The following is a 22,102-nucleotide window of genomic DNA, read 5'->3' on the forward strand; positions in this document are numbered from 1 at the left end:
CCCCGGTATGCCCACTGATCCCGACAGCGACGCCGACGCCGGAGCCGACGGCGAGCCTGCGGAGTCGGACGAGTCGTGGCCCGCGCCCTGTTCGGACCCGCAAACGCTCGGAGACCTCGTCGCTCGCGACCGACGGACGTCCGGGGTCGCGCTCCGGGCGCCGTCGTCCGGTCGGGCCTACAGCTACCGCGACTTCGTCACGACGTCGTACAAGTCGGGGAACGTCCTCCGGTACCTCGGGGTCCGCGGCGGCGACGAGGTGCTCGTGGTTCCCGGCACCGCCCCGGAACCCGTCCTCGCGCTCTACGGCGCGGCGCAACTGGGCGCCGCGACACGGTTCGCCGACACCGTCCGCGGCGATCCGCCCCGGACCGTCCTCGCGCCAGTCGCCCGCGAGCGGGAGTTCGCCTTACCGCCGGGGCACAACCTCGCCGTCCACGGCGGGCCGCCGGACGATCCAAAGACGACGCACTGGGAAGCCGAGGTCTGGAGCGAGAATCCCGCGGTCCACCCGGCCGATGTCGCCCCCGACGATCCGCTCCTGCTCGCTGAGGACCGAACGTACACCCACGCAGCAATGCTCTCAGCGGCCGTGACGGTCGTCGACAGTGCGGGGCTCTCCCCGGGCGATACCGTCGTGATCGACGAACCGATCAGGGAACCCGGCGTCGTCGCGGCCGGTCTCGTCGCGCCCATTCTCGCCGGGGCGACGACCGTCTTGCCCGACGGGGACGAGCGGCCGGCGGCCGCAGCGGATGGCAGTCTCACGGACGATCCCGGACGGACCGTCGTCATCGCTCGCGGGGGACCGAACGCGGACCAGTCGGTCGTCGACGCGGGACAGTACGTCGACCCGGACACCGTCGAGTTCGATGGTCACTGACCCAGGACCGTCGGACCGGGGTGCACCGTCCGAGCCGCCCCGGCCTGTTCCAACGGTGTGTCTCGTACTCAGAAAACTCCTGGAACCCAGCGCCGGGGAGAGAGACGTTCACCGCACGGCGCTGCCTCCGTTCCGTCGAATCTGCCGGGCAGAAGGTCACAAAATACTTGTGTGCCGTGGTAATTAGATGTAATTACCGATGCACCACCTGCCGAACGGAGCCCCGACGCGGTTCGACTACGTCCTGGGCGGGATGGGACTCAGTCTGGCGTGTGGCGGTGTCGTCGGCGTCGCGTCGACGGTTCCGCTCGTGCTCGCAAGCAGCGTCGCGTCGCTCGTGGCTGCCGCGCTGTTGTTCGTCGGCTCTGTGGGACAGTTCTGAGACCGCGAGTAGGTGCCGTTCCCGCCGGCCGACGCTGTTCCGCCGCTCGACAGCGCTCCTACCAGCCGACGTCGTTCCCGCCAGCACCCACACCTCTCGGTGGTCGCGACCTGAATCCGGGGACTCTTGTGCCGGGGCGGTCCTGGAGGTGGTATGAGCCTGGAAGTCGCCGTCGCCGTCCCGTTCAAGCAACAGGGGACGACGCGGCTGGGCGAGGGCGAGTTCGTCGTCGCGCTCGCGCTCGATAGAAGCTGGTTCTCCCCCGATCAGGCCAAGCGGCTCATCGACGTTGGGGCGAGTCGGGGCCTCCTCGGCCGCGAGGACGGCGAGGTCGTCGCGCAGTTCGACCCGAGCGAGGTGTCGGTCCCCGAGGAGTTCGAACCGGACGAGTCGATCCTTCGAGAACAGTCGACGTTCGAGCAGATCCTCGACGCGCTCGTCACCGCCGGCCACGATAAACAGGAGGCGGTGGCGGCGATCAACGAGAAACAGCGGACGCTCGGAATCTCCGTCGAGGCCGCTGCGGCCCTCTACGCACGCCGGCACGACGTGGCAGTCGGTGCCGTGGCGCAGGCGGCCCGGGACCAACTCGGCGAGTGATCCCGGTGCGCGACCGTGCGCTCGCGAACGGAGCCCTCTTTTCGCCCTGGGGTGAAACGGGTGTATGGTCGAGGACCGACTGACCGACGGCCGGCGCATCGCGCAGTTTCTCGCTTCGGAGATCACCGGTCACGACGCCCTCGCTGCGCTCGCGGTCACGGATCCTGCCCCCGACGTCGAGCCGACGCCAGACGGGGCGTTCGCGTACGCCATCGAGTATCACGACGACGGCCACTCAGAACGCGTCGCGACGGTCTCGGTCCAACCGGACCGCGTCCGCCTGGCCTTCGAGCGCGCCGTCGACGCCGTCGCAGAGGCCGCCGAGGCCGAGGGGCTCCGCGTCAGACCGAAGGCCGTCAGGCCGCCGAAGACGCTGGTCTTCGTCGAGGACGGCGCGCAGGTCAAGTGGCTCCTGCCAGCGCTCGACACCGTCGTCGGTGAACTGTCGGAGCCGACCGCATAAGGGTCACAGACCGCTGCCCCGGACGCTCGCGATCAGAGTTCTGTGAGCAGGTCTGGCAACCGCGAGACGAGTTCGTCGCGTGGGACGTGTGCGGCCGCTTTCGGTGACGGCTCGGGACCGCCCTCGAAGAGTACCTGGATGGGGACCAATCCGGCGTTGGCCGCGCCGGCGATGTCGGCGGTCACGTCGTCGCCGACGTATGCGGTCTCACCGGGCTCGGTTCCGAGCGCGTCCAGCAGGGCCTCGAAAGCGATCGGATCCGGTTTTCCGGCGTCGAGTTCGCCAGTCACGAGCGCGGCGTCGAAGCGATCCGTCCAGCCGAGCGTGCTCAGTTTGTCGCGTTGGGCCACCCGCGGGCCGTTGGTGAGCAGCCCCACGCGGTACTCGTCGTGCAGTCGGTCGAGAAACGACTCGATGTCGGGGACGGGGACCAGCGCGTCGGCGATCTCGTTGCGGTACGCGGTGGCGACGGCTTCGGGGTCGACGTCGGTCTCGTACGCGGAGAGCAAGTCGGCGAAGATCGGCGTCCGGGTTTCGCCGGTCAGATTCCGGCGGTGGGCGTCGAGGTACGCCTCGCGGGAGAGCGGTGGTGCGTCGGCGATCGTTGCGGCGTCTCCGAGGATCGTCGCCCGGTCCCGTGTCGGGACAGCGAGCGTCTCGTCGAGATCGAACCCCACCGCGGTGATAGTCACGCGCGCCCATAGAGCGTCGTGACGTATGACTGTTCCCACTCGGGGGCTTTTTCTCGCCCGCCGCCGAGAGTGCGGATGTGACACTCGACCCCGTCCACGTCGACAGCATCGCGGATCTCGCGGCGTATCTCGCGAGCCAGGTGGACGACACGGACCACGCCGACGTCGCCGCGCGGATCTGGTCGCAGTTTCTCGATCCCCTCTACGGCCCGGAGGGACGCGTCGTAATCGAGCCGATCGGCGAGCAGCGACTCCGGGCGGCCGACGCTGAGGCTGTCGCCCTCGCCGACAGCCCGTTCGAGACCGTTCACGGTCTCGACTCGGGGACGATCAACCCCACCACGTTCAAGAACGGACTCGTCGTCGACCTCGCGCAGGCCGCGATGGCATCGGTGCCGTCCGATCTCGATCTCCACCGCCACCGGAGCATCGTCGCGGCCACGCACGTCACCGACGCCACCGTGCCGCTGGACGAGCCCTGGCGGAAGGTCGACGACGGCTACTGTCGATGGCGAGTGCTCAACGTCCCGCGGGTCAACCGCTACGCCGAGGGGATCGTTCACGCGCTCGCACTCTATCTGGCCGAGAGTTCGCACGCGCTCGAACACGCCGAGACGGTCTCAGATCTCCTGATCCTCGACGGCCCGCTCTATCCCGTCGAGTTGCTCAACTGGCGCGAACGCGACGCCGAACTCCGTGCGCTCTCGGAGGAACTCAAGCCCCGCTCGATCGTCGAGAACTACGTCCGCCTCGTCGAATCGTTCGTCGAGCGAGGCGTCCCGCTCTGCGGGTTCGTCAAGAACCCAGCCTCGAAACGGATCGTTGGAACGCTCCGGAACCGGGAGGGAGACGGCGCGGTCGACGTCCCGTGGACCGACGACGCCGCGTTCTTCACCCGACTCCTCGAACGCCGCGAGGGCGACTTGGGCCCGGACGAACCGACTCACGGCCGTGAGGGCCGCCGCACCGCAGCGGTGACGTTCACGAACTGGTTCGTCTCCCGCGGCGGCGTCGACGCCACCGTCGCGGCCGACGGCGACGCCTACGGCGTCGAGCGCCGACTCGATCCCGAACTGTACGAGACGTGTTTCTTCGCCATCTACGAGCCACAGACCGACGTGCTTTATCGTGTCGAGACGCCGCGGGCGTTCGCCCGTAACGAATCCATCAGGGACGCGCTCACGCGGCAGTTCGTCGGGGAGGTAGCGGCGCGGCGCGGGCCGCCCGAGGCCGTCGCGAAGGCGGACGAACTCGCACGCATCAGCGCCGGCGAGAAGTCCGCGCTCCGGCGGAAGTTCGAGGAGACACTCGAGACCGACGAGGTCAAGCGCTACGACGAACTCCGCTGGGGCGACTTCGAGTAAGCGTCGTGTGGCCGAGATGGCGGCTGCGTCCGGCTTACGAGTGCTCTGCGCTCGGTTCTTCTTTCAGCACCTCGATCTCGACGTCGGACTCGGCGACGCCGACACGGGCGAACTGCGTCCGGACGTGCTCGCGGGCGGATTCGAGCGCCTGCTCGCGCGTCTCGAAGCCGCGTGGCATCGGCGATTCGAACGCCACGTGCTTGGTCTCGCCGTCGATCGTCGTCTCCGAGCCGCCGCTCTCGACCTCGTAGAAGGCATCGCAGACCCAGACGTACGGGGCGTCCTCGTCGGGCGCGCCCTTGTACGACGGCGCGCGTTCCCCCCGTTCGAAAATCGTCCCGGTGAGCGTCGTCCCACCACCGTGACCGCGCACGAGCAACATACAGGTGATAGGCGTCCGGCGGTGAAAAGGCCCCCGCCGCGTGCGAGGCGTTTTAGTCGCTGCCGACGCAGACCGTAGACGAGATGGATCTCGGGGACTTCGAGCCGGGTTCGGACGAACGGCCGACGAGTGACAGCGACGCAGGCGAGGACGCGCCACCGACCGACGCCGGCGAGCCGGCATCCTCCGGCGAAGCGTCCGAGTCTCCCGGCGATCCCGGTGCCAGCACCGACCCGACGTCAGACGGCGGCGAGGCGACCGGTCCGGACGTCGACTTCGAGTCCTACGACGCGTCGCCGGCGGGAGAGGACCGCGGCCTCGGCGCGATCGCCGTCTCGCAGGGACTCCGCGTCGCCGAGGACGGCGACGAGACGACGTTACGCGCCTACGTCACCACGGACAACCGCGACACCGTCCGACTCGGGAAGTACCTGCTCGTTCCGTACCCGGACGACGAGCTGCTGTTCGGGAAGATCACCGCCCTGGAGTACGCCCAGGAGTTCCAGACCGACGACGCTACCGAGATCCACGCCCGGCGCGCGATGCGTCGCGACGAGTTCGAAGAGCGCGATTACAAGTTCGTCGCCGAACTCGACCCGCTGGCCGTGCTCTTCGAAGACGGCGACGCGAGCGGGGAGGACGAGGACGCGGCGCTGAAACGACGGATGGTGGATCGCGTCCCCAAGCCCGGTGCGATCGTCACCGAGGCGACCGACCCCGACCAGATCAAGACCGGGCTGAAGATCCCGGGCGATGGGATCTTTCTCGGGCACCTCTCTGTGGGCGGCGAGAAGGTCCGCACCGCGGCTCAGCCACCGACGATCGACTACCGCCTCCGCGACGACTACGCCGACGGCGACCCCTTGCTCTTCCGTCACACGCTCGTCGCCGGCGGCACCGGTTCGGGGAAGACCCACGCCACGAAGAACGTCCTCAGGCAACTGCTCGCCGACGACCGGACCTACGAGATGGACGACGGTCGCGACGCCAGACTCGCCGTCGTCCAGTTCGACCCGCAGGACGAGTACGCGCAGATGCACGACGACAACCCCGCAATGGATCCTGCGACCGCCAGGCGCTACGAGCGCGAGGGCATCGTCCACGGCGGCCACGACGACACGCTCGCTCTGGTCCCGAAAGAAGACGGCATCTCCTACGGCGGCGGCAACCATCGCGCAGAGCAGTTGGCGTTCACGATTCCGTTCTCGATGGCACAGGACCGCCCGTGGCTCGTCGCGGGGAGCAGCCTCAACGAGAACCAATACCCCGCGCTCCGGCAGCTCCTGAACCGCTTCTTCGGGGAGTACGGCGACGGAGGAACCTACGCGGAGTTCCTGACGTTCCTCGACAACCCGGCTCTCAAATCGGAACTCGACGAGGCGGGGCGGGTCCACGAGGCGACGTTCGACGCTGTCAAGCGACGGGTTCGCGGGATCCCAGATGGCGTCTTCGATCAGTCCGCCCGGCCGATCACCGAACTCGACCACCAGCTCGTCCGCCCCGGCGGGCTGACGGTGATCCCGACGTACCACCTCTCGACCAGCCGGGCGAAGGAACTGTTCGTGCTCGCGGTCTCCAGTATGCTCATCGACGACAAACTCTCGAACGCGCCCGACTCCGCTCGCATCAAGGAGACCCCGCTGCTCTTGGGGATGGACGAGGCGCACAACTTCCTCGCCGACGCCGATACCGTTCAGGCGCGCAAGGTCATCTCGAAGTTCACGGAAGCCGCGAAACAGGGCCGGAAAGAACGGCTCGGGCTCTGTTTGGTCACGCAGGACCCCCAGGACGTCGCCGAGTCGGTATTCAAACAGATCAACACCCGACTCGTCCTCAATCTCGGCGACGAGGACGCCATCCAGAGCGTGAACATCCCTCCGACGCTCGAAGACAAGGTGCCATATATGGAGAAGGGGCAGGCCGTCGTGTACTCGCCTGACAACTCCGAGCCGGTCGAACTCGTCGGGCTCCCGGTCTGCCTCACTCGTCACGGTGAGTGAGCGACGGCGTCGACGGTGGGCGTCCGGTGGGTAGTCGTCGGGGACACGTTCACCCCTCCCGCGGACGCCGTTTTTTATACGACGGCGCTGTAGGCGGAGGTATGCCGAGGCACGTGCTGGTCCCGATCGACGGTTCGCCGCAGTCGATGCACGCGCTCCGATTCGCCGCCGGGGAGTGGGGCGACGCCAGCGTGACGCTGCTCCACGTGATCAATCCCGTCCAGGCGGGCTACAGCGCCGGCGTCCTCCCGACGGATTCGGAGGACTGGTACCAGGAGGCGAAAGCCGAGGCCGAAGCGACCCTCGACGACGGGCGCGACCTGTTCAGCGCCGAGCGTGCGGGTGACGGCAGCGTCGAGACGGCCGTCGAGGTTGGTCGGCCGGCCGCGACGATCGTCGAACAGGCCGACGAGCGCGACGCCGACCACGTCGTCGTCGGCAGTCACGGCCGTCGCGGCGTCTCGCGGTTGCTCCTCGGGAGCGTCGCCGAACACGTCGCGCGCCGCTCACCGGTCCCAGTGACAATCGTCAGATAGCGCGGCGAAATCGAGACGCGAGTCGGCCCGGCCCCGTTACTGGAAGCCGATCCGGCCGCCACGACGGTCGCTGAGCCCATCGCCACCGCCGCCTTTGAACTGCTCTTGCATCTCCTCGTAGTAGTCCATCAGATCGTCCGTGATGGTCGGCCGGACGGATTCCATCGCCTGGCGGAAGTGCCGCATCTCGATCGCCTCGGCCTCACCGTCCTCGCGGAGTGCCTCGATAGCGGCCTCGCGACCGATCGTCTCGAGGTCCGAACCGACGTACCCCTCGGTGATCTCTGCGATCTCACGCAGGCTGACGTCGGGTGCCAGCGGCGAGTCGCGCGTGTGGATCTTGAGGATCTGTTCGCGACCCTCCTCGTCGGGCTGACCGATCATGACGAGGCGGTCGAACCGACCCGAGCGGATCAGCGCCGGATCGATCATATCCGGCCGGTTGGTCGCCCCGATCACCATCACGTTGCCGTTCTCCTCCAGCCCGTCCAGTTCGGTCAGGAGCTGGTTGACGACTCGTTCGGAGACGTTGTTGCCGGTCTCACCGCCCCGGCTGGGCGCGAGGCTGTCGAGCTCGTCGAAGAAGATGATCGTCGGGCTGACCTGCCGGGCTTTCCGGAACGTCTGCCGGATGGCTTTCTCGGACTCGCCGACCCACTTCGAGAGCAGTTGCGGTCCCCTGACCGAGATGAAGTTCGCGTTCGTCTCGTTGGCGACGGCCTTCGCGATCAGGGTCTTGCCCGTCCCCGGCGGCCCGTACAGCAACACCCCCTTCGGCGGATCGATCCCCATCCGTTCGAACCGGTCCTTGGACGTCAGCGGCCACTCGACGCTCTCCTGGACGGTCTGTTTCGGATCTTCGAGTCCGCCGACGTCGTCCCACGACACCTTCGGCAACTCGACGAGGACCTCCCGCATCGCGGAGGGTTCGACGTCCGCGAGCGCCCCCTGGAAGTCCTGTCGCTTGACGATCATCCGATCGATGAGGCTCGGCGGGATGTCCTCCTCGTCGAGGTCGATCTCCGGGAGGTACCTGCGGAGCGCTTTCATCGCGGCTTCTTTCGTCAGCGACTCGATGTCGGCGCCGACGAACCCGTGGGTCTCGTCCGCGAGGTGATCGAGGGAGACGTCGTCCGACAGCGGCATTCCGCGGGTGTGAATCTGGAGGATCTCCTTCCGCCCCGTTTCGTCGGGCACGCCGATCTCGATCTCGCGGTCGAACCGCCCCGGTCGGCGGAGCGCGGGATCGACGCTGTCGACCCGGTTCGTCGCCGCGATGACGATGACCTGGCCTCTGGTCTCGAGGCCGTCCATCATCGTGAGCAACTGGGCGACGACCCGGCGCTCCACCTCGCCGGTGACGTCCTCGCGCTTGGGCGCGATCGAGTCGAGTTCGTCGATGAAGATGATCGACGGCGACTCCTCGGTGGCGTCCTCGAAGATCTCGCGCAACTGCTGTTCGGACTCGCCGTAGTACTTCGAGATGATCTCCGGCCCCGCGATCGAGAAGAAACTGGCCGATGTCTCGTTGGCGACGGCCTTCGCGAGCAGGGTCTTGCCCGTCCCCGGCGGGCCGTGGAGGAGCACACCCTGTGGCGGCTCGATCCCGAGTTTCTTGAAGATCTGCGGGTGCTTCATCGGGAGTTCGACCATCTCGCGCACGCGCTGGATCTCACTCTGGAGGCCGCCGATGTCCTCGTAGGTGATCCCCCCGCCGGTCTTCTCGAAGCCGGAGATGGGCTCTTCGCGGAGTTCGACCTCGGTGTCCTCGGTCACGAGACAGACCCCGTCGGGTTCGGTCTCGACGGCGATCAGCGGGATCGCCTGCCCCGGCGACCGCATAAACGGATGGTTCGTCGACGACATCACCGGGACGATGTCGCGCTCGACGACCGGGCGCTTGAGGATCTGCCGTTTGACCATTCCGGCCGCGTCGGAGCCGAACTGGACGCTCGCTTCCTCCGGCGGCGCGAGCACCAGTTTCTCGGCTTTCGTCTCCTCGGCCTTGCGGATCGTCACCCGTTCGCCGATGCTCACGTCGGCGTTCTGTCGCGTGAATCCGTCGATGCGGACCGTATCCGTGTTCCAGTCCTGCCGGTCCGCGCGCCACACTTTCGCGGCCGTCGTCTCTGCGCCTTCGATTTCGATGATGTCACCCGGTGAGAGCTTGAGATGGAGCAGCGTGTCCGGGTCGAGACGGGCGATGCCGCGCCCCGAGTCGTTGGGGTACGCCTTCGCCACTTCGAGTTGAACTTCGTTCATGATTGGGTCGCGGGGATACGTCCCGCCAGTCGGTCACGGCCGGGGTTAAGTCCTTCCCTGCCGCCGCTCGATGGAACTCTCGGCCGGATCCGTGACACCTTGTAACAACCTTGGCCTCCGGGGTACAAATCCTTACCGACAGCGGCATCGATGCGTGGGTCTTTGCCGCCGCGTCACGACGACATTCGTATGCGTACACTCGCCTTCGACGGCCGGATGGGTGCCAGCGGCGATATGCTGCTGGCCGCTCTCTTGGCCGCCGGTGCCGACCGGGACGCGCTCGCCCCGGTCGAGGACGCGCTCGATATCCGCTACGACGTCGAGACCGTCGACGAGCACGGGATCGCAGCCACGAGCGTCCACGTGGTGATGGAGGGGTCCGAAGACGAGGAGACCGCTCACGACCGGACTCACACGCACGACGACCACTCGAACACCGACGATCACGCTCACGACGGCCACTCGCACGATCATTCCCACGCTCACGACGACCACTCGCACGATCATTCCCACGCTCACGACGACCACTCGCACGATCATTCCCACGCTCACGACGACACCGACGCGACGCTTGCAGAGGGTCACGGCCCGCATCGAACCTACGCCGAGGTGCTCGACATCGTCGAGTCGATGGACCTCTCGGAGTCCGCCGAAACCGATGCGAAAGCCATCTTCAGACTCCTCGGAGAGGCGGAATCGACGGTGCACGACACCGAGCTCGACGGGACGCAGTTCCACGAGGTGGGCGCTGACGACGCCATCGCCGACGTCGTCGGCGCCGTGCTCCTTCTCGCGGACCTCGGCGTCGAGCGCGTCGTCACGACGCCGCTGGCTACCGGCGGTGGCTCGGCGGGGATGGCCCACGGTGAGTACCCCGTCCCCGCGCCTGCCGTCGTCGAAATCGCCGCGGACGCGTCGTGGTCGCTCCGCGGCGGCCCGGTCGACGCCGAACTGCTCACGCCCACCGGCGCGGCCATCCTCGCACACGTCGCAGAGGGCGTCGACACCCTCCCGACGCTGGACGTCGCAGACGCCGGGTACGGCGCGGGCGGATACGACTTCCCCGACCGCCCGAACGTGCTCCGTGCGATCGTCGGCGACGGCGGCGCGGCGCTCGACCGAGAGCCGATCACCGTCTTAGAGACCAACCTCGACGATGCCTCGCCGGAACTCCTCGGCGGCCTCCAGGAGCGGCTGACCGAAGCGGGGGCCCGCGACGTGAGCATCGTCCCGACGACGATGAAGAAGTCCCGGCCGGGACATCTGGTGAAGGTGATCGTCGCCCCCGAGGACGCCGAGCGCGTCGCTCACCGACTGGCCCTCGAAACCGGCACACTCGGGGTGCGCGAACACGGGGCGGGCCACCGCTGGGTCGCCGCTCGGACGTTCCGAACCGCCTCGCTGGAGATCGACGACGAGACCTACGACGTCGCCGTCAAGATCGCCTCCGACGCCAGCGGAGAGCCATACGACTACAGCGCCGAGTACGACGACGCGCTCGCCGTTGCGGAGGCGACGGACCTGCCCGTCCGCGAGGTGCTCCGCCGCGCCGAGAACGCCGTTCGCGACGAATAGTCGGGGCGGCCGCTTCGCTCGGTTACTCTCTCCCCGTCCCGCCGTCCGGCCCGCCGTCGCGGTCGCGGTGGGTCTCGAGCGCTTCCGTGACGCTGAGTTCACCCGCGGCGACCCGTCTCGCGAGTCCCTCGTCGATCGTGCGGTCGTCATCGGACTCCCGCCGGGATCGGTCTTTGATCCGCTGGAGTTCCCCCGCGGTGGGCTCGATGTCTCTGCTGTTCACTTCCTCACCGGAAGTGAGCGCGATGTTGACTGCCGCGAGGATGTCGTCCATCCCCCGCGCACCGGTCCCGAGATACGGCGTGGTTCCGGTCTCGTCGACGAGTTCGACCGTGACGTCGTCGAGTTCGTTGACCAGTTGCGCCCCCTGCAGCCGTGCCCCGTCGCCGACCCGGACGACCGGGTCCGGCGCGTCCGCGACCTCCCGGCGGACGGTCTCGACCGCGTCGGTTAGCGGAACCTGAAACGCCGCCACCACGGTCTCGCCGGTCAGGACGGCGATGCCCGGCCGCGTTCCGGGGTCGACGCCGACGACCGTCTGGCCGCCGCCCCCGCGGAGCATCGAGACCGCCTCCTCGACGGCCCGACGGGCGTCGTCGGACTCGGCGGTCACCGCCTCGACGGCAGCCGGAGCCGACGCGTCCGACGGGGCCCTGATCACGACCCGCGTGCGATCGGGAAGGTCCTCGCCCGGCTCCTGGGTGGTGAAGCTCACGCCTCGGTCCCGCAGTTCGGCGACGACATCGTGGTACAGTTCGAAGTCGTCGGTCGCGACGACGATCACTGGTGGCGTTTCGGCGTGATCGTATATATACTGTCGCCCGCCACGCGGGCGGCCGGATCTGAGACGGGATCGGGTGGTCTCGACGGCGTCGGAGCAAGGGCCGGAGTCGGGAGCTGTCGCCCGATTCGGCTCTGTGCCGGGGGCTCAGAGTAACTCCGGATCGACCTTCCGACCGACCAACAGCAGGCTCCCGATCAGCATCGCGAAGGCGATGGGGACGAGGAACTGAAAGCCGGTGACGATGGTCGCACTCGCCTGTACGCCGACGACGAGCAGGATCGTCGGTCCGCAGCAGGCGGCCCCCGACACCAGCGCCGGCACGCCGGCCAGTACCCCGGTAGAACTCTCGAGCCCGCAGGCCCGCGGCTGGACGACGCCGAGATACGTGAGTGCGAGGTTGGCTCCTACGAGCGCGCCGAGCGAGAGTCCGAGAAGCACGTTGAGCGGCGAAAACAGGTAGGTGATCGGCCCTGCAGAAAGTATCGCGATCGCGTCGAATCGGAAGAACCCGAGGCTCACGAACGCCCGCGAGAAGTCGGCCGCGGTTCGGACTGTGAGCCTGCCGGACCCGCCGTCGACGACGGCGAGGTCGCCGACGGTAACGAGGTAGGCAGCGAGGTAGCACACGCCCGCAACGGCGAAGACGAGCCGAGAGTCTGTGCGGCCCCCGGCTACTTCGAGCGCGGCCCTCGTCCGACCGAACGTGCCCGTCGCCGCCGCGATTCGGTGTTCAGTCGCTGGCATACAGTGTCGTGTCGGGGTAGAAGCCGCTCCAGGCGAACCACATTGCGTCGAGCGCGAGTAGTCTCTCGCCAGGGAGCCCGGTCGGATCGTGCGCTTCGCCCGCCGCATCGACGACCTGTCCGTCGCGGTACTCGTACTGTTCTTCGTCCGGGTTGCGATAGACGTAGCCGGTGTCCAGCGTCGGTTCGTACACTCCGACGATCGGGGTGTCGCCGAGCGCTCCGTGGAGCACCTTCTGGTCCCTGAGAGCCCGTTTCTCGAAGGCAGCTGCCCCTTCGGAGGTTCGAGTGCCGATGACGACCCGCTTTGGTTCGAGGCGATCGTCGTCAGACAGCGACCGAAACATCGTGCCGGAGTCCGGCTGGTAGTAGCCCGAGCGTGGATTGTACGACCCGTACGGATCCCCGTCGTAGTTGTTGGCGAACCCGGTATTTCGCGACAGCACCGTGGTGTCCGGATACGCGCTGGACCACCGCTCCCAGGTCGTCCAGACGACCCGAAACTGCGACAGCGACTGGATCTGCGGGTCTTCCCGCCAGGGGCCGGGGATCGCTGTCGAGAGGACCTGCGGCCACCACGTCTCGGTGGCCCGATCGTACATTATGAGGTTGTTGTTTACCAGGCGTCCCGAGACGCCGAACGTCGTCTCGCCGCGCTCGAACCCCATTGCGGTCCCGGTGAGCGGGCAGTAGGTGACGCTCACGGGCGTGCCGTCGAGGACGTCGTTACAGATTTCGTGGCTGACGAGGATCGACTGCGGATAGGCCTTCGTCTCCTCCCCGCGCGTGACCCCGAATACCGGATCGCCGGGGTTGAGCCACTCCGACGCCGACGCCGCAGCGACGAACGACGGGTCGTCGATCGACGGGATCCCGTCTTTCGGCGGTCCACCGGAGACCGCGTTGTCCTCGATCGAGGCCGGCTCCATCGGGAGGGGAAGTCGCTCGTCGACGGTCGGAACGGGCGGGCGCTCCGGTGTCGCGGTCGACGCCGTGGTGGTGTCGCCTCCGGTCTCTGGTGCCTCGGTCTCGGGAGACCGCTGGGTCGTCGAGCCGTCCGACCCGCCCAGGCACCCGGCGAATGCGCCGGCACCGAGCGCAGCGAGGACGGCTCTGCGAGTCGGTGTGTCACTCATACACACGCCTTGTCGTTCGACCGACAAAAGGCCGCGCTAACCACGACGTAACCGCGGACCGATCCGCTCTGCGACGACTGAAGGGTCTGAGAGCGACCGTTCGACCACCGATTCGAGACGCCGAACGCCGGACGGCTATCGGTCGGGACTGGCGCTACCCAGCCGAGGATTCCTCCTCGGCGGGCTCGCTGAGGTGTTCGAGCCCCCAGTCTCGCATCTCGTAGATCACGGGTCCGAGCGACTCTCCGTGCAACGTGAGCGAATACTGGACGCGGAACGGCTTTTCGCTCACGACCTCGCGGTCGACGAGCTGTTTTTCGCCGAGATCATCGAGGCTGTCTGAGAGCACTTTGCTCGAGATTCCGTCGACGTCGTCTTTGAGTTCGTTGAACCCGCTGGGGCCGTGTTCGAGCAATCGGTGGAGGATGACCGGATGCCACTTCTTGCCGATGAGCGACGACGTGGTCGTCACCGGACACCACTCTTCGCCCGCACACCACACTTCGAGTTGCCCCGCGGCCTCGGACTCGTCAGTCGTGTCTGTCATACTCTCTCATACACGCGTGGCGTGCATAACAGTTACCGAGAGATACTCGCTTACTGTCAGTGACCACTCGGGCGGACGAGCCGTTCGTGGCCCCGCTTTTCGCTCTAGTACCGACTGCGGTCGGCGGCGTCACCACTCGCAGGTGGTCCAAAAAAAGCGATCTCGAGACGGATCGGCACGACGTCCGGATCGGACGGTCGGCGTCTTCGGGTCCGTCCCGGTTCAGCCGAAGAGGTTGCCGAGGCCCTCGCCGCTGGCCTCTTCGTCGTCGTCGCCTTCGTCGGCTTCCTCGGCCTCGTCGGCCTCGTCTTCGGCCTCGTCGGCGGCCTCGTCTTCCTCGTCGGCGGTCTCGACTTCGCCCGAAGCGCCACCCGCGGCGGGCGCGGGAGCGGCGGCGGCGGTCTCGACGGCTTCCTCGATGTCGACGTCCTCGAGCGCGGCGACGAGCGCCTTCACTCGGGACTCTTCGACGTCGACGCCGGCGGCCTCGAGGACCTCCGTGACGTTGTCTTCGTTGATCTCTTCGCCCGATTCGTTCAGGATGAGAGCTGCGTAAACGTATTCCATTGTTGTGTACCTCGTGTGTTATCCGAACATCGCGCCGAGTCCTTCGGCACCGTCGTCGTCATCGTCGTCGTCGGTCCCGCCGTCGTCGGCGTCAGTGTCCGCGTCGTCTTCGTCTGCCGATTCGTCTTCCTCGTCGCCCGCCTCGTCCGCCGCCTCGGCGGCCGGTTCGGGCGCCTCGACGCCCCGGAGTTCCTCCGGGAGCGCCTCCTCGTCGTCGATCTGGGCCGCGAGCGTGCGGACCTGCGCGTCGGCTTTCGCGACGAGATCAGGCAGCACGTCGGGGTCTTCGATCGCGGCGAACAGGCCGAGGGCCTTCGCCTCGCCGGCGGCCTTCGAGAGCAGCGCCGGCGTCGACTCCGCCGTCGAGAACGCCGCGTTGACCGCGAGGTTCCGAGCGGCCGCCGCGGCGGACTCGACGTCCGCGCGGTACTCGTCGATGTCGAGGGCGAGTTCCTCGGGCTCGAACAGGACGCCTTCGGAGAAGACGCCACGGAGGTCGAGACCGACCTCCTTGGGCTCGATACCGAGTTCGGCGAGGACGGCTTCGAGGTCGCTCGAGACCTCCCCGCCGGCCTCCAGTACCTTCGAGTCCTCGGTGACCTGGATCGATCCGTCCTGGATGCGAGCCGCGGCACCGACCTGCTGGAGTTCGCCCACGAACGGGCCGGGGTCGACGCCCGTGTCACCCTCGGGGATGACGATGTCGTTGGGCGCAACCTCGCCGGCGCTGATCGGCGCGGGCGTCTTCGAGGCTTCCAGCTGCTGGTAGAGCCCGAAGGGGTTGTCGTTGGTGCCGACGAATGCGACCTGGCCGGAGACGTACTCGGTCAGCTCTTCGAGACCGTCGTCGACCTCCTCGAGCGCGCGGACAGTGAGCGTGTTACGGCTCATCCGGAGCTCCGCGCTGCCGTGGAGTTCACGGCGCATACTCTGGAGCTGCCGGCTCGGGATGCCAGCGACGTCGACGATGCCGACCGACTGGTAGCGCTCGAGGAACTCGACGAGTTCGGCGACCTCCTCGCGCTTCCACTCCGGAATCGTGTCAGTGCGCCGCGCGGAGGCACTCTCGCTCATGCGGGTACCTCCACGGACGGGCCCATCGTCGTCTTCACGTACATCGAATCGATGTTGAGCGGGCCCTTCTCGAGGCTCGCTTCGAGACGACGGACGATGACGTCGACGTTGTCCGCGATCTCCTCGGCGTCCATGTCCTGAGCACCGACTCGGGTGTGGAACGTTCGGCGATCGCGGGAGCGGAGTTGCACCGTGTTCTTCATTCTATTCACCGTCTCGACGACGTCGTCGTCCGGTTGGAGCGGGGTCGGCATCTTCCCGCGCGGACCGAGGACCGTCCCTAAGTAGCGGCCGATGTCCTGCATCAGATCGGCTTCAGCCACGAAGAAGTCGGTCTCGTCCGCGAGGTCTTTTGCCGCGTCGGTGTCGTCTCCGAGCTCTTCGAGGTCGTCGCCGTCCAGAACCTGGTCGGCGGCCTCCTCGGCTCGGAGCGCTGTCTCACCGCTCGCGAAGACGACGATCTGCGTCTCCTGTCCGGTCCCGGACGGGAGAACGACAGACTCGTCGACACGTTTCGACGGGTCGTTTAGGTCGAGATCGCGCAGATTCACGGCGAGGTCTACCGTCTCACGGAAGTTCCGCGGGGGGGCCTCGTCGAGTGCGCGAGAGACTGCGTCAACTATCGTATCTGCCATTATTCACCTCCGTAGTACGCAGGATTGCTCCTACGGGTCAGTGAAACAGGCGTCTGCCTGTCTCGTCGAATCGAACGGGGATGGCGGACTTAAGTCCGTCGAAGCGGAGCCCGCGTACCGTCCGTTCTCGGCCCCGAACCGCCGGATTCGTGGGAATCGTGGACACGGACTGTCTCGGGACGGCTACGCACGGTGTCCGCTCCGACCGGGAGACGTCTCGGTCGCCAGAGCCGAAAACGAGCGATGATAGCGAGATTTCAGCGCTCGACGCGCGGAAGCCGGATTGAGACGACCGCCCACCGCGGAGCCCTATGAGACGACGCACCTTCGTCGCAACTGCGGCCGGGGCCGGGAGCGTCCTGCTCGCCGGCTGTTCCGGCGGGGGCAGCGGGGACGGCGGCGGGGACGGCGGACAGCCGACCGAGTCCGGGGCCTGACCGGGTTCGCCGCGCTTCGGGTTGACTCTGTTCGTTGGACGTCGATGTGACCGAGCGGGCTCTCGCGACCCGAATGCGGGTGGCTAGAGACGTGGCTCGGAGCTGTGAATCGTGTCGAAACGGTACCCGAGTCGGAGCAGAGGACCGACGTTCCCGCGAACGGCTGCGATTTCTCCGTTATTCGGCGAAGACGTCGTCGTACTCGCCGTCTTCCATCCGCTCTTTGAACTCGCGCGGATTGTTGCCTTCGATCGTGACTCCGAGCGAGGTACACGTTCCGACGACTTCTTTCGCTGCGTTGAACGAGTCGTACGAGAGCAGATCCGAGGACTTCTGCTCGGCGATCTTCTTCACCTGCTCGACCTCGAGGTCGGCGACGAAGTTCTCCTGCGGTTCGCCCGACCCCGTCTCGAAGCCGGCTTCGTCTTTGACGAGTTCGGCCGTCGGCGGAACGCCGACAGAGATGGAGAAGGCGCCGTCGTCCTCGTATTCGACGGTCACGGGAACTTCCATCCCGTCGAACGCCGCCGTCTCCTCGTTGATCTCCTGGACGACGTCCTGAACGTTCACGGGGGTGGGGCCGAGTTCCGGACCGAGCGGCGGACCGGGATTGGCCTCTCCGCCGGGAACGAGTACTTCGATGGTTCCAGCCATACCTCACAACACCCTGCGCCGACTTTTAACGGTTTTCTTTCGACCGAACGGCCGTGTCAGGGTTCGACACGCTCGTCGCCGTCGACCGACAGTTGGCTCTTCGTGCCGTCGCTTCCATCGACACTAACGTCCACAACGGTTTTTTGTCGGTTGGCGGTGGATATGTGATATGAGCAACAAATCAATCACGCTGCTCGAACTGCACCTGCACGACGGATTCGACTTCACCGCCACCGCCGAGAACACGGCCCCTGCGATCGGCAGTCTGGGCGGCCTATTCAGATCGGACGACACCGACGACGACGCCGCTGTCGACGGTGCGGGTGACACCGACGACGCTGCCGACGACGGTGAGGAGGCGCTCGACACCGACGACGCTGCCGACGACGGTGAGGGAACGCTCGCGGCCGGCGACGCCGCCACCGACGGTGAGGAGGCGCTCGACGACGCTGCCGACGACACCGCAGTCTCAGGCGCCGATGCGCCGTCCGGGGACGACGACGATAGCGTCGTCAGTTCGGGCCCCGTCCTCGCGGCCGGCCTCCTGTTGCTGGCCCTCGTGGCCGCCGTGGCACTCGCGTACTCGAAGCAGGGCGACGACGGCACCGAAAGAGCCGACGTCGACGACGAGGAGTGAGGCCGCCGGTCGTCTGCGCTATGCAACGGCCTGCTCTGCGCCACCCGTCTGTTTTGCGCCACCCGTCTGCGCTGCGCCGCCGCCGGTCGGATGGCTTAAGCGGGACCCCCCGCATTCGTCCCGTATGACCGTCTCGAGCGCCCCCGGGAAGGTGTACCTCTTCGGGGAGCACGCGGTCGTCTACGGCGAACCGGCGGTCCCCTGCGCCATCGAGCGCCGGGCGACGGTCACCGTCGACGCCCGCGAGGACGACCACATCAGAGTCGAGGCCCGAGACCTGAGCCTCGACGGGTTCACCGTCGAGTACGCCGGCGATACGGCGGAGCGTCCCGACGTCGACGTTCCGGAAGGCCTCGTCGACGCCGCGATGGGCTACATCGACGCTGCCGTCGAACAGGCGCGCGACGCGGCCGACGCCCCCGACGCGGGGTTCGATATCACCGTCGAGAGCGAGATCCCGCTCGGCGCGGGACTGGGCTCGTCGGCCGCTGTCGTCGTCGCCGGCATCGACGCGGCCACCCGGGAACTCGGCGTCGAACTCAGCCCGGCGGACATCGCCGACCGCGCCTACCGCGCGGAGTACGACGTACAGGACGGGCAAGCGTCGCGCGCGGACACGTTCTGCTCGGCCATAGGCGGAGCCGTCCGCGTCGAGGGCGACGACTGCCGGCGGATCGAGGCGCCGAACCTCCCCTTCGTCGTCGGGTTCGACGGCGGTGCGGGCGATACGGGCGAACTGGTCGCGGGCGTGCGAACGCTCCGCGAGGAGTACGACTTCGCCGCCGATACCGTCGAGAGCATCGGCGACATCGTTCGATCGGGCGAAGCACTCCTCGCCGACGCCGACCCAGATTCCGAGCCGACGCCCGAACTGCTCGCTGAGCTCGGCCGCCTGATGGACTTCGATCACGGCTTGCTCGAAGCGCTCGGTGTCTCCTCGCGCACGCTCGATAATATGGTGTGGGCCGCCCGAGAGGCCGGCGCGCACGGCGCGAAACTCACCGGTGCGGGCGGCGGCGGCTGCATCGTCGCGCTCGATGCGACGCCGGAAACCCGGACTGCGCTCCGCTACACCGCCGAGTGTCGCGACACGTTCCGAGCCGAACTGGATCGGGAAGGCGTCCGCGCGGAGTCGGCCTCGGACCCCGACGGCGACACCGACGCGGACGGGACCGGGGGCGATCGGACGTGACTGTCGTCCTCAAACTCGGCGGCAGCGTCGTCACCGACAAGGAGACGCCCGAGACGGTCGACGACGACGCGCTCGACGCCGCCGTGGACGCAATCGGCGACGCCGCCCTCGACCGCCTCGTCCTCGTGCACGGCGGCGGGAGTTTCGGCCACTACCAGGCCGACAGACACGGCGTCAGTCTCTCGGTGGGGAGTCACGACGCTCCCGGCGTCTGGGCGATCCACGACGCGATGCGCCGACTGAACGACGTGATCGTCGAGCGCCTCCAGGCGGCCGGCGTCCCGGCGCTCCCGGTCCACCCGCTGTCGGTCGCCGTTCGTGACGCGAACGCGGATCTGACGCTCCCGCTCGAACCGACTCGGACGATGCTCGCAGAGGGGTTCGTCCCGGTTCTCCACGGCGACGTCGTCGCAGAGGCGGAAGCGGGCGCGACCATCATCAGCGGCGACGAACTGGTGACGCGCCTCGCCACCGGGCTCTCCGCGGACCGCGTCGGTCTCTGCTCGACGGTCCCGGGCGTCTACGACGACGACGGCGCGGTGATCCCGCGAATCTCCGGGTTCGCGCAGGTCGATGCCGTCCTCGGGGGCTCAGAGTCGACCGACGTGACCGGGGGAATGGCCGAGAAGGTCCGGGCGCTCTTGGCACTCGATTCGCCCGCCCAGATCTTCGGCCCCGAGTCGCTCCCGGCGTTTCTGGCCGGCGAGTCGGCCGGCACCGTCGTCGACGGCGGGGCCGAGTGACGGCCGGAACCGATAGAGCCCGCTCGTCCGGGAGCATCGGCTTCAGGCGGTCACTAGCTCCCTGCTGCGCGGCCGCTCCGGAACTGCTGATTCCTCGACGAATCGGCCGCGTTGTGTGGTTTCCGTCGTGATCACAGACGGAATCTCGTGTCTGCACAGAAATTCTTCAATATACGTATTTTCTGGATGATCGTCTATTCTCCGGTGCGATAGTAATACGAATACGGAAGAGTTATCAGTCGAGGAGACGTTCGTTGTATTGCAATGGCAAACGGTAAGGTTGATTTCTTCAACGACACAGGCGGTTACGGTTTCATCTCGACGGACGACTCTGACGACGACGTGTTCTTCCACATGGAAGACGTTGGCGGCGAGGATCTGACCGAAGGGACGGAGATCGATTTCGAAATTGAACAGGCCCCCAAGGGCCCCCGCGCGACGAACGTCGTCCGCAACTAAACGCTACGTTTCGTACGATCGCTTCACGGCGACACGACGGCTCAACGTTTTTCTGATACCTGCGCCCCGAGAGCGCCAGCGATGGCGATCGCGACGGCTTGACGCTACGAGTCTTCGAGCCACTCGTTCCGCGCCGCCCACGGCCGGAGTATCGCGTAGACGGCCTCGTTCATCGGCACCGCGATGTCGTGCTCGCGGGCCCGGCGGATGATCGCGCCGTGGAGCCCGTCGAGTTCCATCGGTTTCTCGTGCGTCAGGTCGTAGTGCAGTGACGAGTACGAGTCCCCGTCGAGTCCCTCGGCGAACTCCATCCACTCCTCGACGGTCTCGTCGGTCAACTCGACGCCGGCGGCCCGCCCGACGCGACAGACCTCCTCGAAGAGCCGGCGGTACATCTCCCAGGACGCCTCGTGGCCGCGGACGTCGCCGAGCGGGAGTCGAGTCGCTGCTGTCATTCCCGCGTGGGCACAGATGAACGCCGCCTTCTCCCAGAGTTCTGTCCGGATCGACGTCGACGCCTCGGCGCTCACGCCGTCGGCGCGCTCGCACCACTCGACGAATCGCTCGACGCGCTCGCTGTGCGACCCGTCGAGTTCGCCGACGGTGAAGCTCGTCGGGCCGCCCGTGTGCTCGATGACGCCGGGTTCCGCGATGGTCGAAAAGATGTAGGAGACGCCCCCGAGGACGTGTTCGCGGCCGATTTCGTCGGCGATGAGCCGCTCGTTGTCGACGCCGTTCTGTAGCGAGAGCACGGCGGTGTCCTCGCCGACGAGCGGATCCAGGTCCTGTGCGGCCGCCTCGGTGTCGTACGATTTCACGGTGAACAGGACGTAGTCGCACGGCCCGACATCCGCCGGGTCGTCGGTCGCGGGCACGTCGACGGCGAAATCGCCAGCGACGCTCTCCACGCGGATGCCGTCCTCACGGAGTGCGTCGAGGTGTTCCCCCCGAGCGATCAGGTGGACGTCGGCACCAGCCTGTGCGAGCCGGCCGCCGAGGTAGCCGCCCACGCCGCCCGCACCGTAGACGGCGATCGTCATTCGGTACCCTCCATCCGTGCAGTGGTTCGTGTGGCGGTCACTCTCGACGGGTTGTGGTTGAATCCCGTTAATTATTCCCACCGACCACCCTCCGGTGTGGCGGTCCCTCTCCGGTGCCGACCACGACCGCACGCTTCTCGTGGCAGATCACGCCGAGCGACTTCCGGGATCGTCCCACTTTCAGACCCCGTTCACAGATCACATTCCTCGATCGTCGAGGACCCACGTGTGGCACACGGCGTCGATCACGTCACGAGTGCGTCCTGATCCGTTGGGACACCCGCCGAGTACTGCCGCCCCACCTGGAACTTCCTG

The 22,102-nt window shown here is 67.3% G+C and carries 25 protein-coding genes; 13 read left to right on the forward strand and 12 right to left on the reverse strand.

Annotation, left to right across the window (positions count from 1 at the left end; translation table 11 throughout):
- Positions 1-7 precede the first annotated feature (7 nt).
- From BLU74_RS09295 to BLU74_RS09310, 4 genes are all read left to right on the forward strand, one after another.
- Positions 8-883 carry an acyl-CoA synthetase family protein gene (locus BLU74_RS09295; protein WP_089766996.1) on the forward strand — a complete coding sequence of 292 codons (876 nt, stop codon included), beginning with the start codon at positions 8-10 and terminating at the stop codon, positions 881-883.
- 199 nt (positions 884-1,082) lie between these two features.
- Entirely contained in the window at positions 1,083-1,265 is a 183-nt protein-coding gene (locus BLU74_RS09300) for a DUF8015 family protein (protein ID WP_089766997.1), read from the forward strand.
- 153 nt (positions 1,266-1,418) lie between these two features.
- Positions 1,419-1,865 (forward strand): DUF2240 family protein, encoded by a 447-nt coding sequence (locus BLU74_RS09305; RefSeq protein WP_089766998.1) that lies wholly within the window; start codon positions 1,419-1,421, stop codon positions 1,863-1,865.
- Between the two features lie 64 nt (positions 1,866-1,929).
- A complete protein-coding gene (locus BLU74_RS09310) occupies positions 1,930-2,328 on the forward strand; it encodes a DUF7993 family protein (RefSeq protein ID WP_089766999.1) in 399 nt (132 codons plus the stop codon).
- A 32-nt stretch (positions 2,329-2,360) separates the two neighbouring features.
- On the opposite strand, the gene BLU74_RS09315 is transcribed toward BLU74_RS09310, so the two are convergent.
- On the reverse strand, positions 2,361-3,020 hold the full coding sequence (locus BLU74_RS09315; RefSeq protein WP_089767000.1) for an HAD family hydrolase: 660 nt from the start codon (positions 3,018-3,020) through the stop codon (positions 2,361-2,363).
- Between the two features lie 77 nt (positions 3,021-3,097).
- Between BLU74_RS09315 and BLU74_RS09320 the strand changes: the two genes are divergently transcribed.
- On the forward strand, positions 3,098-4,384 hold the full coding sequence (locus BLU74_RS09320; protein WP_089767001.1) for a DNA double-strand break repair nuclease NurA: 1,287 nt from the start codon (positions 3,098-3,100) through the stop codon (positions 4,382-4,384).
- A 34-nt stretch (positions 4,385-4,418) separates the two neighbouring features.
- Here the strand turns inward: BLU74_RS09320 and BLU74_RS09325 are convergent, their stop codons facing one another.
- Positions 4,419-4,766 carry a DUF7113 family protein gene (locus BLU74_RS09325; RefSeq protein WP_089767002.1) on the reverse strand — a complete coding sequence of 116 codons (348 nt, stop codon included), beginning with the start codon at positions 4,764-4,766 and terminating at the stop codon, positions 4,419-4,421.
- Between the two features lie 83 nt (positions 4,767-4,849).
- On the opposite strand from BLU74_RS09325, the gene BLU74_RS09330 reads away from it, so the two are divergent.
- Both BLU74_RS09330 and BLU74_RS09335 read left to right on the forward strand, forming a co-directional pair.
- Positions 4,850-6,766 (forward strand): ATP-binding protein, encoded by a 1,917-nt coding sequence (locus BLU74_RS09330; protein WP_089767003.1) that lies wholly within the window; start codon positions 4,850-4,852, stop codon positions 6,764-6,766.
- A 101-nt stretch (positions 6,767-6,867) separates the two neighbouring features.
- Positions 6,868-7,302 (forward strand): universal stress protein, encoded by a 435-nt coding sequence (locus tag BLU74_RS09335; protein WP_089767004.1) that lies wholly within the window; start codon positions 6,868-6,870, stop codon positions 7,300-7,302.
- A 36-nt stretch (positions 7,303-7,338) separates the two neighbouring features.
- Here BLU74_RS09335 and BLU74_RS09340 read toward each other — a convergent pair whose 3' ends face one another.
- Positions 7,339-9,564, reverse strand: coding sequence for a CDC48 family AAA ATPase (locus tag BLU74_RS09340; RefSeq protein ID WP_089767005.1), 2,226 nt, complete (start codon positions 9,562-9,564; stop codon positions 7,339-7,341).
- Between the two features lie 189 nt (positions 9,565-9,753).
- Here BLU74_RS09340 and larC point away from each other — a divergent pair, with 189 nt between their 5' ends.
- The gene (gene larC / locus BLU74_RS09345; RefSeq protein WP_089767006.1) at positions 9,754-11,139 is read left to right on the forward strand and encodes a nickel pincer cofactor biosynthesis protein LarC; all 1,386 of its coding nucleotides are present in this window, start codon (positions 9,754-9,756) and stop codon (positions 11,137-11,139) included.
- Between the two features lie 22 nt (positions 11,140-11,161).
- Here the strand turns inward: larC and BLU74_RS09350 are convergent, their stop codons facing one another.
- From BLU74_RS09350 to BLU74_RS09380, 7 genes are all read right to left on the reverse strand, one after another.
- A complete protein-coding gene (locus BLU74_RS09350) occupies positions 11,162-11,923 on the reverse strand; it encodes a hypothetical protein (protein ID WP_089767007.1) in 762 nt (253 codons plus the stop codon).
- 144 nt (positions 11,924-12,067) lie between these two features.
- On the reverse strand, positions 12,068-12,667 hold the full coding sequence (locus BLU74_RS09355; RefSeq protein WP_089767008.1) for a hypothetical protein: 600 nt from the start codon (positions 12,665-12,667) through the stop codon (positions 12,068-12,070).
- A complete protein-coding gene (locus tag BLU74_RS09360) occupies positions 12,654-13,802 on the reverse strand; it encodes a DUF3179 domain-containing protein (RefSeq protein ID WP_089767009.1) in 1,149 nt (382 codons plus the stop codon). Before BLU74_RS09360 ends, BLU74_RS09355 begins: the two co-directional genes overlap by 14 nt.
- 154 nt (positions 13,803-13,956) lie before the next feature.
- On the reverse strand, positions 13,957-14,349 hold the full coding sequence (locus tag BLU74_RS09365; RefSeq protein ID WP_089767010.1) for a winged helix-turn-helix transcriptional regulator: 393 nt from the start codon (positions 14,347-14,349) through the stop codon (positions 13,957-13,959).
- A 222-nt stretch (positions 14,350-14,571) separates the two neighbouring features.
- Positions 14,572-14,916 (reverse strand): 50S ribosomal protein P1, encoded by a 345-nt coding sequence (gene rpl12p, locus BLU74_RS09370; protein WP_089767011.1) that lies wholly within the window; start codon positions 14,914-14,916, stop codon positions 14,572-14,574.
- An 18-nt stretch (positions 14,917-14,934) separates the two neighbouring features.
- Positions 14,935-15,990 carry a 50S ribosomal protein L10 gene (locus tag BLU74_RS09375; protein ID WP_089767012.1) on the reverse strand — a complete coding sequence of 352 codons (1,056 nt, stop codon included), beginning with the start codon at positions 15,988-15,990 and terminating at the stop codon, positions 14,935-14,937.
- Positions 15,987-16,625: a 50S ribosomal protein L1 gene (locus BLU74_RS09380; RefSeq protein WP_089767013.1), complete on the reverse strand. Its 639-nt coding sequence runs from the start codon at positions 16,623-16,625 to the stop codon at positions 15,987-15,989. Before BLU74_RS09380 ends, BLU74_RS09375 begins: the two co-directional genes overlap by 4 nt.
- Positions 16,626-16,936: 311 nt before the next feature.
- Here BLU74_RS09380 and BLU74_RS19470 point away from each other — a divergent pair, with 311 nt between their 5' ends.
- Complete coding sequence (locus tag BLU74_RS19470) at positions 16,937-17,062, forward strand: hypothetical protein (RefSeq protein ID WP_281241838.1); 126 nt, start codon at positions 16,937-16,939, stop codon at positions 17,060-17,062.
- A 177-nt stretch (positions 17,063-17,239) separates the two neighbouring features.
- Here the strand turns inward: BLU74_RS19470 and BLU74_RS09390 are convergent, their stop codons facing one another.
- A complete protein-coding gene (locus tag BLU74_RS09390) occupies positions 17,240-17,716 on the reverse strand; it encodes a 50S ribosomal protein L11 (protein ID WP_089767015.1) in 477 nt (158 codons plus the stop codon).
- Positions 17,717-17,885: 169 nt separating this feature from the next.
- Here BLU74_RS09390 and BLU74_RS09395 point away from each other — a divergent pair, with 169 nt between their 5' ends.
- From BLU74_RS09395 to BLU74_RS09410, 4 genes are all read left to right on the forward strand, one after another.
- Complete coding sequence (locus BLU74_RS09395) at positions 17,886-18,353, forward strand: hypothetical protein (protein WP_089767016.1); 468 nt, start codon at positions 17,886-17,888, stop codon at positions 18,351-18,353.
- Positions 18,354-18,477: 124 nt separating this feature from the next.
- Positions 18,478-19,545, forward strand: coding sequence for a mevalonate kinase (gene mvk / locus BLU74_RS09400; protein ID WP_089767017.1), 1,068 nt, complete (start codon positions 18,478-18,480; stop codon positions 19,543-19,545).
- Positions 19,542-20,288 carry an isopentenyl phosphate kinase gene (locus tag BLU74_RS09405; RefSeq protein WP_089767018.1) on the forward strand — a complete coding sequence of 249 codons (747 nt, stop codon included), beginning with the start codon at positions 19,542-19,544 and terminating at the stop codon, positions 20,286-20,288. Before mvk ends, BLU74_RS09405 begins: the two co-directional genes overlap by 4 nt.
- 264 nt (positions 20,289-20,552) lie before the next feature.
- Entirely contained in the window at positions 20,553-20,747 is a 195-nt protein-coding gene (locus tag BLU74_RS09410; RefSeq protein ID WP_089767019.1) for a cold-shock protein, read from the forward strand.
- A gap of 104 nt (positions 20,748-20,851) precedes the next feature.
- Here the strand turns inward: BLU74_RS09410 and BLU74_RS09415 are convergent, their stop codons facing one another.
- Positions 20,852-21,787: a 2-dehydropantoate 2-reductase gene (locus BLU74_RS09415; protein ID WP_089767020.1), complete on the reverse strand. Its 936-nt coding sequence runs from the start codon at positions 21,785-21,787 to the stop codon at positions 20,852-20,854.
- Positions 21,788-22,102 lie beyond the last annotated feature (315 nt).

The sequence above is a fragment of the Halobellus clavatus genome (assembly GCF_900107195.1).
Classification (GTDB): Archaea; Halobacteriota; Halobacteria; order Halobacteriales; family Haloferacaceae; genus Haloquadratum; species Haloquadratum clavatum.

What these genes read in the sequence shown, in the direction of transcription:
- BLU74_RS09295 (WP_089766996.1), top strand. Translation starts at nt 8, where the DNA reads ATGCCCACTGATCCCGACAGCGACGCCGACGCCGGAGCCGACGGCGAG.
- BLU74_RS09300 (WP_089766997.1), top strand. Translation starts at nt 1,083, where the DNA reads ATGCACCACCTGCCGAACGGAGCCCCGACGCGGTTCGACTACGTCCTG.
- BLU74_RS09305 (WP_089766998.1), top strand. Translation starts at nt 1,419, where the DNA reads ATGAGCCTGGAAGTCGCCGTCGCCGTCCCGTTCAAGCAACAGGGGACG.
- BLU74_RS09310 (WP_089766999.1), top strand. Translation starts at nt 1,930, where the DNA reads ATGGTCGAGGACCGACTGACCGACGGCCGGCGCATCGCGCAGTTTCTC.
- BLU74_RS09325 (WP_089767002.1), bottom strand. Translation starts at nt 4,766, where the DNA reads ATGTTGCTCGTGCGCGGTCACGGTGGTGGGACGACGCTCACCGGGACG.
- BLU74_RS09330 (WP_089767003.1), top strand. Translation starts at nt 4,850, where the DNA reads ATGGATCTCGGGGACTTCGAGCCGGGTTCGGACGAACGGCCGACGAGT.
- BLU74_RS09335 (WP_089767004.1), top strand. Translation starts at nt 6,868, where the DNA reads ATGCCGAGGCACGTGCTGGTCCCGATCGACGGTTCGCCGCAGTCGATG.
- BLU74_RS09340 (WP_089767005.1), bottom strand. Translation starts at nt 9,564, where the DNA reads ATGAACGAAGTTCAACTCGAAGTGGCGAAGGCGTACCCCAACGACTCG.
- larC (WP_089767006.1), top strand. Translation starts at nt 9,754, where the DNA reads ATGCGTACACTCGCCTTCGACGGCCGGATGGGTGCCAGCGGCGATATG.
- BLU74_RS09355 (WP_089767008.1), bottom strand. Translation starts at nt 12,667, where the DNA reads ATGCCAGCGACTGAACACCGAATCGCGGCGGCGACGGGCACGTTCGGT.
- BLU74_RS09360 (WP_089767009.1), bottom strand. Translation starts at nt 13,802, where the DNA reads ATGAGTGACACACCGACTCGCAGAGCCGTCCTCGCTGCGCTCGGTGCC.
- BLU74_RS09365 (WP_089767010.1), bottom strand. Translation starts at nt 14,349, where the DNA reads ATGACAGACACGACTGACGAGTCCGAGGCCGCGGGGCAACTCGAAGTG.
- rpl12p (WP_089767011.1), bottom strand. Translation starts at nt 14,916, where the DNA reads ATGGAATACGTTTACGCAGCTCTCATCCTGAACGAATCGGGCGAAGAG.
- BLU74_RS09375 (WP_089767012.1), bottom strand. Translation starts at nt 15,990, where the DNA reads ATGAGCGAGAGTGCCTCCGCGCGGCGCACTGACACGATTCCGGAGTGG.
- BLU74_RS09380 (WP_089767013.1), bottom strand. Translation starts at nt 16,625, where the DNA reads ATGGCAGATACGATAGTTGACGCAGTCTCTCGCGCACTCGACGAGGCC.
- BLU74_RS19470 (WP_281241838.1), top strand. Translation starts at nt 16,937, where the DNA reads ATGAGACGACGCACCTTCGTCGCAACTGCGGCCGGGGCCGGGAGCGTC.
- BLU74_RS09390 (WP_089767015.1), bottom strand. Translation starts at nt 17,716, where the DNA reads ATGGCTGGAACCATCGAAGTACTCGTTCCCGGCGGAGAGGCCAATCCC.
- BLU74_RS09395 (WP_089767016.1), top strand. Translation starts at nt 17,886, where the DNA reads ATGAGCAACAAATCAATCACGCTGCTCGAACTGCACCTGCACGACGGA.
- mvk (WP_089767017.1), top strand. Translation starts at nt 18,478, where the DNA reads ATGACCGTCTCGAGCGCCCCCGGGAAGGTGTACCTCTTCGGGGAGCAC.
- BLU74_RS09410 (WP_089767019.1), top strand. Translation starts at nt 20,553, where the DNA reads ATGGCAAACGGTAAGGTTGATTTCTTCAACGACACAGGCGGTTACGGT.
- BLU74_RS09415 (WP_089767020.1), bottom strand. Translation starts at nt 21,787, where the DNA reads ATGACGATCGCCGTCTACGGTGCGGGCGGCGTGGGCGGCTACCTCGGC.